This is a genomic window from Paracoccus benzoatiresistens, assembly GCF_026913015.1.
In the GTDB taxonomy this organism is placed as follows: domain Bacteria; phylum Pseudomonadota; class Alphaproteobacteria; order Rhodobacterales; family Rhodobacteraceae; genus Paracoccus; species Paracoccus benzoatiresistens.
Map to the genome: position 1 here is coordinate 137,881 of NZ_JAPTYD010000004.1, position 13,320 is coordinate 151,200.

The window sequence follows — 13,320 nt, forward strand, 5'->3', positions numbered from 1 at the left end:
CTTCTCCTTCAGATGTCGATCAGCACCGATTTCGTGCGGCGGTTCGCAGCAAATGCCTCGCGCCCCAGGTCCTTGCCAACCCCCGATGCCTTCCAGCTTCAAATCGGCAGGATATGAGCGCGCGGCCCAGGGTGCGACGCCGCGACAGGATTTCGGTCTGCGGGAAGACGCTGCCGCCCTTACGGCCCCGACCGGGACGGCCCCGACCAGCGAAGCGAGGTGATCGCCGCCGCGCGAAGCGTTTCGGCATAACGGCGGTAGTCCACCAGCCGTGCCTCGTAAAGCTCGGCCACGGCGGTGCGGCCGCTGTCGCGGGCATCCCCTGCCATTCGTTCAAGCAGCGTGACGCGTTCCTCCATCACCCGCATGGCCATGCGGATCGCCTCGTCGGACGCCTTGGCAGTGCGGGCAGGAAATCGGACTGGGACCGGAGATCTTCGACAGTTCGGAACTGCCCAGACGACGGCCTGCCGCGATCTCGACTTCCAGCCGCAACCCGTGCGAGGGGTGGTGATCGCCCGTGGCGACGCGGCCGGCGATCTCGGTCAGGGTGCGGGCAAGATCGTCGCGGTGGACCACATGATCCACCTGGGTCGCCTCCAGCGCGGCAAGCGGCATTTCGTCTGCCTTGGCGGCAAGCGGATGCTGCACGACCGCCGTGCCGCCGCAGGACTTGATCGCATGCAGGCCCGCTGCGCCGTCATCCAGCATTCCCGACAGCACCAGCCCCACGGCCCTCGGACCATAGGACAGGGCCACGGACCTGAACATCGGGTCGATGGCGGGGCGGACCATGTTTTCGCGCGGTCCGTCGCCCAGCCGGATCGTGTCGCCGATCACCAGAAGGTGCCGGTCGGGTGGCGCGACATAGACATGGCCGCTTTCGACGGGCTGGCCGTCGAGGGCCCCGATGACCGGCAGCGCACTCTTCGAATTCAGGTTCTCGGCCAGGATGCCTGCTGAATGGGCAGAGATGCGGGTGGTAACAAAGATGCTCGCCGGCAGATCCGGCGCCAGGCCGCCCAGGAGGGTCCGAAGCACCTCTCCGCTGCCGATCGAGCCACCGTTGGCGAGAATGTTCTTTTTCTGCTGGTTCACACGATTCCTCGCCCCTTCGGGTCCGATATCGTTCCGCGTGCCCAGCAAGGGCAGCAAAGCGTGGGGCGGAAATTTCCGGGGCCTTTCCGGGTCCGGTCAGCCGGTGCCCATGCCGGGCAGCGGAAGACCGCAGCTGGTGCTGAGGCCAGCCTGTTCGCCAAGGCAGGTCCGTCGCAATTGAACGACCACCTGCCCGGTACGTTGGCCGCAGGCGGAAGCGGCAGACAACGAAGGGATCTCACAGAAGAAAACTGTCGGCGCTCAGCGCTATGGAGCCCTCCAGCAGGATCTCGAAGTCACTCACCCTGTCGCCGTTGATGTCGGCTGCTATGACCGTGCGACCTGCCGCGCCGTATGCGGAAAGCTCTCCTGCCGTGCCGGTAAAAGCCTTGGCTCCGATGAAGCTGAAGGCTTGGTCCCCTGCCCGGCCGACTTGCGCGTCGATGGTCAAAAGATCGATGCGGTCACCGCCCGCGACGCTGAAATCGGTGATGGTGTCACGGCCTCCCGGAGCCGATTCTGCTGCTGCCTGGAACACGAAAAGGTCAGCCCCTTGCGATCCCGTCAGCAGGTCGGTGCCCTGCCCGCCGATCACACGGTCCGATCCCGCCCCGGCGATCAGGACGTCGTTACCCGCCCCGCCGCTAACGATATCGTTGCCAGAGGCACCATCGAGCGTGTCATTGCCGGCCGCTCCCTCCAGCATGTTTCTTCCGGCATTGCCAAGCATGAAGTTTGCAAGCGTGTTCCCGGTGCCATCGATATGGCCGCTGGTCAGCAGGAGGTTCTCGAAATTGGCGCCCAGCGTCCAGGAAACCCACGACTGCACCTCGTCCAGGCCGGCATCCCACGACTCGCTCGCGCGGTCATCCAGGCTGTCGACGACATAGGTGTCGTTGCCGCTCCCGCCGCTGAGAACGTCGATTCCGGTCGAGCCGACGAGGGTATCATTGCCGGATGAACCGACCAGCGTGTCGTCGCCGATGCCGCCGTCGATCAGGTCGTTATCGCCGTTTCCATCGATGGAATCGTTGCCATCGCCTCCGACAAGCCGGTCATGGCCATAGCCACCCGACAGCACGTCCGACCCGGCATCGCCGTTCATCGTGTCGTTGCCGGCGGCCCCTGCAAGATTGTCGTTGTCCGCGCCCCCATTCACGAGATCGTCGTAGCCACCGCCGTCGATCGTGTCATCGCCCTCATGACCGTTCAGCGTGTCCCTGCCTGAACCCCCCGTGACACGATCATTGCCGATCCCGGCGCCGATCAGGTCGTTTCCGCTTTCCCCATAAAGAAGATCGTTCCCCGACCCGCCGTCCAGCGTGTCCGCCCCGTCATGCCCCACGATATTGTCCATGCCCTCTCCGCCGGAGAGGAGGTCGTTCCCGGTGCGGCCTGTCAGGACATCGTCCCCGTTCCCGCCTTCGAGCGTATCGTCCAACATGCTGCCATTGATGGTATCGTTGCCGCCAAGGCCTTGGATTTTTGCGCCTTCCCAGGTGAACTTGTCGCCCTCGACATCGACATAGCCGACGGCGACGTTGTCGTCTCCCTCGGTGGCCTGCACGATCCCATCAGGACGGCGATGGTTGAGAAGGACGACCTTTCCCCCCGCCCATGCCATGACCAGATCGTCGGCAATACCGTCTCCGTCATGGTCCACCAGGCTTCCCGAGGCCGAAAGTTCCGGTTCGGTCCACACCCGGCCACCGAGGACGATCTGGTCCCCAAGGTCCCCGCGGAAATCAGTCAGGACATCCTCGCCGCCATCATCAAGCACGAAACGGTCGCCTCCGCGTCCACCCGTCAGGATGTCGTTGCCGGCTCCTCCGTTCAGGAGGTCATCCCCGTCACCACCCATGAGGATATCGTCACCGGCAAAGCCGAACAGCGTGTCGCCGTCACCCTGCCCGAACAGGTGATCGCGGCCGCCGGTGCCGCTCAGGCTGTCGTATCCCGTTCCGCCATAAAGCATGTTGATGGCCCGCTCGATACCGACAAGCATGTCATTGCCTGCGTGGCCGGCCGCGTAGCCAAGGCCATCCACCGTGGCAAGGCGAGCACCGCTTTCATCATGCACGTTGCCACGCAGAAGCCTTGCGACCAGGTTTTCCGCGGACGCATGGTCGGGATCGGACTCGCCAAGAAGGAAGGCATTCATGCCTTGGGCATAGATGTCGGGGTGCAGGAAGTTGACGACCTTGCCATTGTTGATCATGACGAAGGACGAAGCGCCGGTCTCGGCCCCCGGGAACCAGCCAAGCCCGATCCCGGCTTCGGAAAAGACCTCGTAGGCGCGCGCCATCCAGAAGGCCATGCCGGCGGTATGTCCCTCGAGGTTCGTCTCGGTGATGATCAGGTCGTCATCTCCCAAGGCGTCGTAGCGCTGGCTGACGAATTCGGCCATGCCCTGGAAATCCTGTCCCGCTCCGGCTGCCCAGTCCGGATAGAGATGCGCCGACCACACCAGATCGGCGCCTGCCGCGGTCCTGATCTGATCCAGGACGCTGCCTTCGCCACTGCTGGCGGCGGTCTCGGCCAGGATGTCGAACAGCGAGGAATAGGCCCACCCGCCGACCATGATGCGGGCGTCGCTGCGAGCTTCGATCAGGTGGGCGATTTCAGCCATGTGATCGCCGTAGAGCCGCACGAATTCGCCGGTGCCCCCGCCCAGCGTTTCGGCCCGGCTGTAAGAGGCCGGCTCGTTGACGGCTTCCAGCGCGTAGACGGCGGCCGCTACCTCGGGGTGGGCATCCAGCCAGTCGAGCATCTTGTCCCAGCTTGAGACCATCCGGTCGTGGACCGATCCGGTAAGGCCATCGCGCATCGCGGCAAGGTCAAGGGTGCCATCCTGACCTAGCCGCTGCGCCTCGCCGTCTGCGTAAACGAAAACGAACTCGAAGCCCTGCCGGGTGGCCTCGGTCAGGAAACGCTCGAACATCGGGTCAAGCGTGCCGTCCTCGTTGAACGACCAGTTGTTGAAGCCCAGACGGATGGTGTTGATGTCGGGCAGGCTGGACCGCAGCAACTGGGCGTATGCCTCGGGCTGGCCTTCCATGCCTGTCGGGATGGTCTGAAACCCTGACTGCCACAGATAGTATTTCGCATCCGAGGCGAAATTGGACGCATACGTCCCCGCGGCCTTGTCGGCCTGGATGGCGTCCTCGGCCATGACCTGCAGGTTGATCATGCGGATTTCAGTCGTAGCAGACACGGCTTGCTCCTTGGGAAGCCATTCCACCACGGGGCAGAGGCTTCATAAAACTATGGATTGCGCGAATCAATTTATATACAACCTGAAGGGTATTGGTTGCCTATACAGGAAAAATCCATTTTCGTAAAAACTAATGTGCAGGATCTGCTCTTTGTTTGCTTTTATTGTTTGATGGTGCGATCCGTTTCGGGCACAGGGGAGTGGCATCTGCGCCAGTCATTCGTCCCGGGAACGGGGGGGCCCAAGTTGGCTCTTGAGATCAAGTGCCGGCGTGATACCCACTGGTCCATAGCCGTCCTTTCGAAAGCGGATCCCGGCAAGACATGACGATAGCCACGGTTGTCACCTCGATGAAGGACGAGGCGCCCTACATTCTTGAATGGGTTGCCTATCACAAGGCGATTGGATTTGACCGGATCGTGGTCCTGGCGAATGACAGCACGGACGGGACCCATGAGATGCTGCAGCGGCTGCATGACATGGGTGTCGTCACCTATTGCGAAAACAAGGTCGGTCTTGGGGAGAAGCCTCATGCCCGGGCCTTGAAAATCGCGAACGCCAGCGATGAGGTGCGCAGTTCCGACTTCGTCATGGTGCTGGACGCCGACGAATTCCTGGTCGTCAAGTCGGCGCCCCATACGGTCGATTACCTGATCCGGAAGATGGACGAATTGCAGGCCGACAGGATGGTCATTCCATGGCGCCTGTTCGGATCGTCACAAAACATAGAGTTTTGCGATCAGCCCGTGATCACCCGTTTCACGCGATCGATGGATGTTTCCAGCCTGCCGAAAGTCGGTGTGAAGACCTTCTTCCGAAGGGACGACATCAGCCGGGCTGCCATTCATTTTCCAAAGGCAATCATGAAGGGCGGCAAGGCCCTGAAAACCGGCAAGGATGCTCGCTGGATCGATGCCGGTGGCCGGACGGTGAATGCCAGCAGCCTGACCTGGAATGGCGGGCGCAACGTGATCCATCGCGACATGGCCGAGGTCGCGCATTTCATGATCAAGAGCCTGGACGAGTATCTGCTGAAGATCTTTCGGGGCGATGGATTGATGAATTCAAATCGCCATGGCATCGATTACTGGCGCGGTGCGGATCACGATGAGACCTCGGATCTCATCCTGGCCGACACTGTGGCCGGGTTCCAGGAAGAATATGAGCGCCTGAAGGCCGACCCGGAACTGGCGGAACTGCATTGCCGGGCCATTGATCTTCGCTACCGGAAGCTTGAGAAAATCCTTGCGAACCAGGACGTCCAACTGCTGAAATCCATCCTCCTGCGCAGCACCAGTGGCACGATTACATCCAATGACGTGGCCGAATCCCGCCGCCTTGTGATGCAGATGGCACCCCCGCCGGTTGTTTCGAAGCTGCTGGAGGAAGATCGGCCGGTATCGGTGTTGCTCAGCATCACGACCGCGGGTCTGGCGGATGCAGGCGGCATCGCTGCGCGGCTTTCGGCGGCATGTCGCCGCAGCGCCACCCTGTTCTGGAAAGAGAAGGACTTTGCCAAGCGCCCCATCAGCAGCCTGGTTGCGGGCCTGGAGCCGGCGCAGAAACAAGGGCGCGAGCTTCAGCTGGCATGCAGGTGGTTCGACAATTATGCCCGCGCCCAGCCAACGGAAACCTGGCCGCTGGACCACGAGATCCTGATCGTCCTGACACGTGATCCAGACAACCTGATCGCCGGTTTCCCTGCATATGTCGCCACCTCCAGGTCGAAGCATCTGGACAGGCCGGACAGGTCGCATCCCGCTCCAAGGACGCTTTTCACCGGAAAGGAAACGCCGGACGAGACCAACAGGCTGATTGCAAAGGGAAAGGTGGCGGATCCCCGCGAAACCCTGCGCCGCTTCAAGGCTGCCGAGCCCGCCGCCCTTGTCCTGAACCTCGATCATCCCCAGGATGTGGACGCGGCCTTGCAGGACCTGGCCGACAAGGGGCCGCATGGGGCTGCTGCTGCAAGACTGTTGCGCGCAGCGCTGTCGCCCGATGAGGCAGGGCAAGAAAAGGCCAACAGCAAGCAACAAGCTGTCGTGGCCCTGCGGCAACCCGCGCCACATGCTGCGCGAGAGGCCTTGAAGCTTTTCTGGTTCCGCCGCAACGCCGGCGCCGGGATCAACTTTGGCGACGATCTTGGCCCCCTTGTCGTGCGGCATCTGATCGGCCGCGACGTGGAATGGGCCCGCGCCGGAGACTGCGACCTGGCAACGATCGGCAGCATCCTGTCGCAGGTGTCGCGCGATGCGGCGCGCACGGGGCGGCAGTCGGACCTTCTGGTCTGGGGCAGCGGCCTGATGGAAACCGATCCCGCCCCGCTCCATCCCAGCCTTGTAACCCTTGCCGTCCGGGGCGAGTTGACGCGGGACACATTGCAACTGGGGCAATTGCCGCTGGGCGATCCGGGCATATTCGCGGCCGATGTCGTGCCGGCGGGCAGGCGAAGCCATCGCTGGGGCATCGTTCCGCATTACTCGCATCGCAATTCCAGGGAAATCCGGGCTCTTGCCAAGGAACGTGGCTGCATCCTGATCGATCCGACCGACGAACCGGCCAAGGTGTTGCGCGACATTTCCGCCTGCGAGGCGATCCTGTCTTCCAGTCTGCACGGGCTGATCGTCGCGGACAGCTACAACCTGCCTTGCTGCTGGCTGAACATAGCCAGCCACAAGTCGCACGAGTTCAAGTTTGCGGATTATTGCAGCGGTGTCGAGCGCTGGCCCTTCGATGAAGTCTGCCTTGAGGATGCGCCTGCCCGGCTGCAGGGCGATGCGCAGCCGGACGCCTTCGCCATATCCTCGGCGATCAAGGAACGCTTGGCCAAAGTCCTGCTGGATGCCTTGTGATCGGCCTGGGCGGCCTCAACGAGGGGTTTTGCAATCGGCCCCGGGGTCATGGTCGATGCCTTCCATTCGCACCTGAAGATCCTGCCATTGAACAAGAGTGGCGGCATCCTTGACCTGCACGGACAGGTCGCAGCGGAAGTCCGGGCCCAGCATTGTCCAATCCAGCCTGTCCTCGCCCGGAACGAAATCCGTGATTGTCACACGACTTCCGGCATCGGGAAGAAAGCGATCGGAACCGGGCCCTCCTGTCAGGGTCGTGGTGCTGTCCGGCGCGGCAATCAGGCGGTCATCGCCCCTGCCTCCATCCAGGGTGCCGCTGCCTTCCAGATGATCATCTCTGGGACCACCCGACATCACGTTCTCGCCGTCCCAGTCAACGAGAACGTCGTTTCCCTCTCCGCCGTCCAGGTAGTCTGCGTCCTGGCCGCCGAACAGCCAGTCATCGCCATCATGGCCGGAAAGCGTATCCGGATCCGCGCCACCATACAGCATGTCGACCCTGTCATGCCCCCCGATCTGGTCGCGTCCTTCAAGGCCGAAGACCAGCCCATGGGGATTGGCAACCGCATTCGTGATGCGGTCATCCTGTTTTCCCCCGGAAGGCGACACGACAAGCGCATCGTCGCCCGAGGAGCCCCAGGCCTCTCCTTCCGGCGGGGATGCGGAGTGGCGCCCATAGGTCCAGGCAAGATGCGAAAAGGCGGCGGATTCAAGTTCCACACGGTAACCTTTGCGGCGACCCTGCCATTGCAGCAGATCGCTGCCGCGCGAGGTCGGCGGCCACCAGGTCCAGCCGATGCCCTGCTGGCTCAGCCAGGGCAGGCTTCTGGCCATGTTGAAGCTTGTCGCCGCTCGCTTGCTTGCAAGATCCGGCCAAAGGGAGCCTGCCTCGGTATAAAGCTGGGTTTCCGTGATCAGGATGTCATCGCCGGGTTGGCGCAAGCTGCCGATCCGGGCGCAAATCTGCCTGCCAAAGGCCTTATGGCGGGAATCCGGATGGGGTGGCGCAACCCATGCAGGATACATGTGCACCGACCAGACAAGCGCATCACCGGCGGCCTTGCGTATCAGGTCATGATCCAGATCCGCGAACTGGGCAGAGGCTCCCAATCCGCTCACCAGGATCCTCTTGTCCATCCAGTCCAGCGAGGCGATCAGATCGGCCATGTGGCGACTGTAAAGCCGCCCCGCCTTTGCGCCCTTTCCATAGGCCATGGGCTCGTTGATCAGTTCCCAACCCGCCACCGCCGCAAGGATGGAGGCGTTTTCCGGGCGCTGGAACCAGGCCAGCATGTCGCGCCAGTCCCTCTGCACCCCGTTGATCTTCCACATGCCGTCCGCATGGCTCAGCGCGTCCTCGGGGCCAAGCCTGTCGGCAGGCAGGATGTCACCGCCGGATGGGTCCGCCAGGAAGCCGCCGGCCAACTCTCCGTCGGAGTTCTGGATGATCAGCCGGTATCCCCGCGTGGCAGCGTTGCGGGCAAAGTCCGCCCACGGCCCGGCCAGATGGGACGCCGCCGTGGCCGCGTTGAAATCCAGCCGCAGGACATTCACCTCGGGAAAGGCGCCTGACAGGGCATCCAGGATGTCGTCTGCCGTTCCTCCGTATGCGATGGTGATCCCTGTCCCCGATCGCCATCCCACCATGCGCTGCACGCCTTCGGTCGGGGCGGCCTTGTCGGGCGTTTCCATGACCAGCAGACGCCCCTCGGGGTCACGCGCGGGTTGGCCGGTCACAGGATCGGTCAGCACCGACAGGTTGTCGTGATCACTGGCGGACAGTGACTTCCTGTCCTCCCGCGGAAGTTTTCCGGGCAGTTTCTGAACCACATAGCCTCGAAGGGCAGCGCCAAGCGGATCCCCGTTCAAGTCCTTGACGCTGCCCGGATCCGCGAGAACGCTGACATATCGGGTCGCGAATGAGACCGCATGCCAGTCCGCCATTGCCGAGTCGAAGGAAAGATCGGTGCAGTCCATGTGTTCCCCTTGGCTTGGCCGCAAGAAGGCCGGCAGTGTGGCACGTCAAGTCTGGAATTTGGGGCGAGGACATACAAGCCTTGCCGACCCGGGCCTTGCGGCTTGTTGACAAGCCCCTGCCGGGCGCCGGGCCGTGCGATCCGGGGCTGATGCCGTCCTTGGCGCATGCTCGTCTATCTGGTCGCCCTGCGCCGTCGCGCTTGATCCGCTGGACGGTTGGAAACAAGGCTGTGCACTTCGCGTTGACCCTTCAAAGCTGTGGAGGCAACGATGACCAAGGAACAGACAAGCCGCGGCCGCGCCCAGGATCGACGGTTGGTCGCTGGCCGACAGGATCATGAAGTCCGTTACGAGGCCAAGAAGATGGATGTGTCCAGGGACGAGGTGCGCGAGGCCGTCAAGTCCGAGGGCAACAGCCGCAAGAAGGTCGAGCGCAAGCTGGCCGAGGATTGAGGAAATCGCGGGCCATGCTGAGCCGCGCAGGCTTCGGCCTGCTTCCTGACGTGAGACAGACCGCGGGTTTCGCATCGCCAACGATGCCGACGGCATGGGCAAGGCCCCGATCCGGCAACGCGGCCTGGCTGACTATCTGCGCGCGCCGGCTTGTGGGCCGGGCTTCTTCCTTTACCCTACTGTTCTGCCGAGCATGCGCATTCGCGGAGGCCAGATCGGCCGAGCGGTAGCCTATCGGCGCACCCGCACGCTATACCTCATCCGTAAAACGCGACGCTTGGCTTCAAGTTGGCGTGGCAAGCCGAGGTCAAGGAACGATAACCCGCGCCAAGTTAAGATTTCTTCGCGATCCGCCGATGGGCAGTGACTTTCTCGTAAAGATCACGATAGGCGGTGTTGTGGTGATAGGCACGCAAGGCCTCAAGAACCATGTCCCACTCGTTGGACGTCAGACACGACTGCGAGGGAGAAATGCGCGCCTCCACTTCAGCGGCGCGATGTGCAGGAACAGGCTGGTCCATGCAAGGCTGACAAGAAGACATCTCGGCTCCAATAAGTATAGTAACGCAAATGGCTGGAAAAATCCTATGAATTTGCGGGCTAAATGCAGGAACGCTATAAAAGTTCAGCCCGAGGGTCGTGCATGACGTTGCGTTGCATTGCTTTTTGAGGGAGCGCTTGCCGATCCTCGGTTCTGCGGGCTGCATGGATCTGAGGGGCGATGCATTGAATAGCGGTCGCCTGCCCTGTATGGCAGACACGCGGACGCAGGCATCGGCGGTCCACGGGTGTCCTCCGCTTGTGAAAGAGCGGCCATTTCGGCCGCCCTGTCGTTTCTTGCCTGGAAGTTCCTCTCAGATGACGCCAAAGGCCAGCATCGGTTCGGCAACACGGATGAAGCCTGCGATGTTGGCGCCCGTCACGTAATCGCCCGGAACGCCGTATTCCTCGGCCGTCTCGAAGCAGCTGTCGTGGATATCGCGCATGATTTCCGCCAGCCGGCTTTCGGTCTTTTCAAAGCTCCAGCGATCGCGCGAAGCGTTCTGCTGCATTTCGAGCGCCGAGGTCGCGACGCCGCCGGCATTGGCGGCCTTGCCGGGGGCGAACCTGATGCCGGCCTGCTGGAAGGACCGGATCGCTTCGGGGGTGCAGGGCATGTTCGCGCCCTCGCCCACGGCGATCACGCCATTTTCGATAAGCCGCCTGGCATCCTTGCCGGTCAGTTCATTCTGCGTGGCCGAGGGCAAAGCCACCTGGCACGGCACGTCCCAGATCGAGCCGTCGCCCGCCTTGACGAAATAGACGCCGCTGCTGTCGCCCTTCAGGCGCAGGTATTCCGAAATGCGGCCCCGCCGGACTTCCTTGATCTCCTTGATCAGGTTCAGGTCCAGGCCATTTTCATCCACGACATAGCCGCTGCTGTCGGAGCAGGCGACGACCTTGCCGCCATAGGACTGGACCTTCTCGATGGTATAGATCGCGACATTGCCCGAACCCGACACGACCACCGTCTTGCCGTCGAAATCCTCGCCGCCGGTCTGCAGCATGGCACGGGTGAAATAGGTGTTGCCATAGCCGGTGGCTTCCTTGCGGGCCAGAGAGCCGCCATAGAACAGGCCCTTGCCAGTCAGGACGCCGGCCTCGTAGCGGTTCGTCAGGCGCTTGTATTGCCCGAACATGTAACCGATCTCGCGCGCGCCCACGCCGATGTCCCCGGCGGGAACGTCGGTATATTCACCCAGGTGCCGATACAGTTCGGTGATGAAGCTTTGGCAGAAGCGCATGACTTCGGCGTCCGAACGGCCTTTCGGATCAAAGTCCGACCCGCCCTTGCCGCCGCCGATGGGCAGTCCGGTCAGGGCGTTCTTGAAGGTCTGCTCGAACCCCAGGAATTTGATGATCCCGACATTCACCGAAGGATGGAAACGCAAGCCGCCCTTGTAGGGACCCATGGCCGAATTGAACTGGACGCGGAAGCCACGATTGATCCTGACCTGATTGCTGTCATCCGTCCACGGCACGCGAAAGATGATCTGGCGTTCGGGTTCGCAGATCCGCTCGATCAGCGCCTTGTCGAGGTATTCGGGATGCTTGGCGACCACCCGGCCCAGGCTTTCCAGCACCTCTCGGACAGCCTGATGAAACTCGGCCTCGCCGGCGTTGCGCCGGATCACTTCGCTGAAAATGCCCTCAAGCTTGTCGTCGATCTGTCCCATTGCTGTTCTCCGCTTCTGTTTTGGGCAGTCATAGCCTGTCGAGCGGGCACCTCAAGGGCTGATGCTCAAATGATGGGCAGATGAGCGTTGGTCATGCTGCCATAAAGAGTTGGCTATGCAGCCTCCAAGTCATTCCAGAACGCCACGTGCCGAAGCAGCAATTTCCGCCGTGCCCCGTGATCGACTGGCCCACAGGCATGGTGCTGGCCAGGAACAGGCGCGCTTGAAACATCTTGGTGCCGTCTGATACTCGCAATGGCAGGGCTGCCGCGCAGCTGTCGAAAACCCGAAGAGGCACTCTTGGCTCGAAAAAAGTCGACTACGGTCAAGGATGTTGCCGCCGCCGCGAACGTTTCTCGCGCCACGGCGGCTCGTGCCTTGAACGGGTATGGATATGTCGGCAGCGCCGCTGCCGAGCGCGTGCTAGAGGCCGCGGCCCGGCTTGGTTACCGGGGCAATCGGGTGGCGCAGGCGCTGCGCCAAGGGGACTTGCCCATCATCGGCTTCGTGCCGGGGGATATTCAGAACCCGTTCTTCGCCAAGGTGGCGCATGACATTGATGTCGCCGCACGAGGGAGCCAGCACAGCTTGCTGATTGCCAGTAGCGAGGAGGATCTTGAACAGGAGCGCGCGCTTCTGGACAATCTCCGCGCCCTGAATGTGCGCGGAATGATCGTTGCGCCCGCTTCCGGCAAGGACAATCAGCATCTGGCGCGCCTGGTGCGCGAGGGCACACCCATCGTGCTGATCGACCGTGTTCTGGAGGACCTGCCCTGCGACAGCGTCGCAGTCGACAACGAGGGCGGTGCTCGCGAGGCAGTCGAGCATCTGATTGCACATGGTCATCGCCGTATTGCCCTGATCCAGGACGATACGCGGATCGTGACGGCCCGCGACCGACTGGCCGGCTATATCAATGCACTCCAGGCAAACGGACTGCCCGTCGATCAGCGTCTGATCGCGGTATCCAGCTCGACTGTCCAGCACGCGATCGACGCAACCATCCGGTTGTTCAGCCAGCCCGAGCGTCCGACCGCGGTGTTCACGGTCGACAGCGTGATGACCACTGGCGCCCTGCTGGCACTGCGATCCATGGGGCTTGCCGTACCACGCGATGTCTCGTTGATCGGCTTTGACGACTTCGACCTGGCCACATTCACCGACCCGCAAATCACGGTTATCGCACAGCCCGTCGGCAAGATCGGGCCTTTGGCAGTCAGGATGCTGCTGGATCGCATCCGTGGCCTGTCCGAGCCACCTCGGCATGTGCGATTTCCGACCCGACTGATCAGTCGCGGATCGGTGTCGCGCATTTTCCTGCCATAGCCTAAAATTTTTTCTTGCCAGATTGAGCGAAGCATGGAGTATTGGTGTGAGATCGATCTCCTACCAACTTGGTAGCTTGTTGTGAGATCGGTATCAGAATGCTGGTTACTCAAGCCCCGGGAAGTCCCGGGCACCCGCCCCGAACGGCTGACGCCGCCCCAAACACCGGGAAAACCGGGAAAAC

Annotated in this window: 8 protein-coding genes; 3 read left to right on the forward strand and 5 right to left on the reverse strand. The window is 62.3% G+C overall.

Going from position 1 to position 13,320, the window contains the following annotated elements; genetic code table 11:
* Nucleotides 1-179 precede the first annotated feature (179 nt).
* The 3 genes from OU682_RS05295 to OU682_RS05305 all read right to left on the reverse strand — a co-directional run bounded on the left by OU682_RS05295 (nucleotide 180) and on the right by OU682_RS05305 (nucleotide 4,312).
* Nucleotides 180-374, reverse strand: a complete 195-nt coding sequence (locus tag OU682_RS05295; RefSeq protein ID WP_268941030.1) for a hypothetical protein — start codon at nucleotides 372-374, stop codon at nucleotides 180-182.
* Nucleotides 334-1,098, reverse strand: coding sequence for a chemotaxis protein CheB (locus tag OU682_RS05300; protein ID WP_268941031.1), 765 nt, complete (start codon nucleotides 1,096-1,098; stop codon nucleotides 334-336). The genes OU682_RS05295 and OU682_RS05300 overlap by 41 nt, the downstream gene beginning before the upstream one ends.
* Nucleotides 1,099-1,336: 238 nt before the next feature.
* Nucleotides 1,337-4,312 carry a calcium-binding protein gene (locus OU682_RS05305; RefSeq protein WP_268941032.1) on the reverse strand — a complete coding sequence of 992 codons (2,976 nt, stop codon included), beginning with the start codon at nucleotides 4,310-4,312 and terminating at the stop codon, nucleotides 1,337-1,339.
* Between the two features lie 323 nt (nucleotides 4,313-4,635).
* On the opposite strand from OU682_RS05305, the gene OU682_RS05310 reads away from it, so the two are divergent.
* Complete coding sequence (locus OU682_RS05310; RefSeq protein WP_268941033.1) at nucleotides 4,636-7,164, forward strand: glycosyltransferase family 92 protein; 2,529 nt, start codon at nucleotides 4,636-4,638, stop codon at nucleotides 7,162-7,164.
* 15 nt (nucleotides 7,165-7,179) lie between these two features.
* On the opposite strand, the gene OU682_RS05315 is transcribed toward OU682_RS05310, so the two are convergent.
* On the reverse strand, nucleotides 7,180-9,141 hold the full coding sequence (locus OU682_RS05315; RefSeq protein ID WP_268941034.1) for a calcium-binding protein: 1,962 nt from the start codon (nucleotides 9,139-9,141) through the stop codon (nucleotides 7,180-7,182).
* 270 nt (nucleotides 9,142-9,411) lie between these two features.
* Here OU682_RS05315 and OU682_RS05320 point away from each other — a divergent pair, with 270 nt between their 5' ends.
* Nucleotides 9,412-9,594 carry a DUF3606 domain-containing protein gene (locus tag OU682_RS05320; RefSeq protein WP_268941035.1) on the forward strand — a complete coding sequence of 61 codons (183 nt, stop codon included), beginning with the start codon at nucleotides 9,412-9,414 and terminating at the stop codon, nucleotides 9,592-9,594.
* 854 nt (nucleotides 9,595-10,448) lie between these two features.
* Here OU682_RS05320 and gdhA read toward each other — a convergent pair.
* The gene (gene gdhA, locus OU682_RS05325; protein WP_268941036.1) at nucleotides 10,449-11,810 is read right to left on the reverse strand and encodes an NADP-specific glutamate dehydrogenase; all 1,362 of its coding nucleotides are present in this window, start codon (nucleotides 11,808-11,810) and stop codon (nucleotides 10,449-10,451) included.
* 255 nt (nucleotides 11,811-12,065) lie between these two features.
* Between gdhA and OU682_RS05330 the strand changes: the two genes are divergently transcribed.
* Nucleotides 12,066-13,136 (forward strand): LacI family DNA-binding transcriptional regulator, encoded by a 1,071-nt coding sequence (locus OU682_RS05330; RefSeq protein ID WP_268941037.1) that lies wholly within the window; start codon nucleotides 12,066-12,068, stop codon nucleotides 13,134-13,136.
* Nucleotides 13,137-13,320 lie beyond the last annotated feature (184 nt).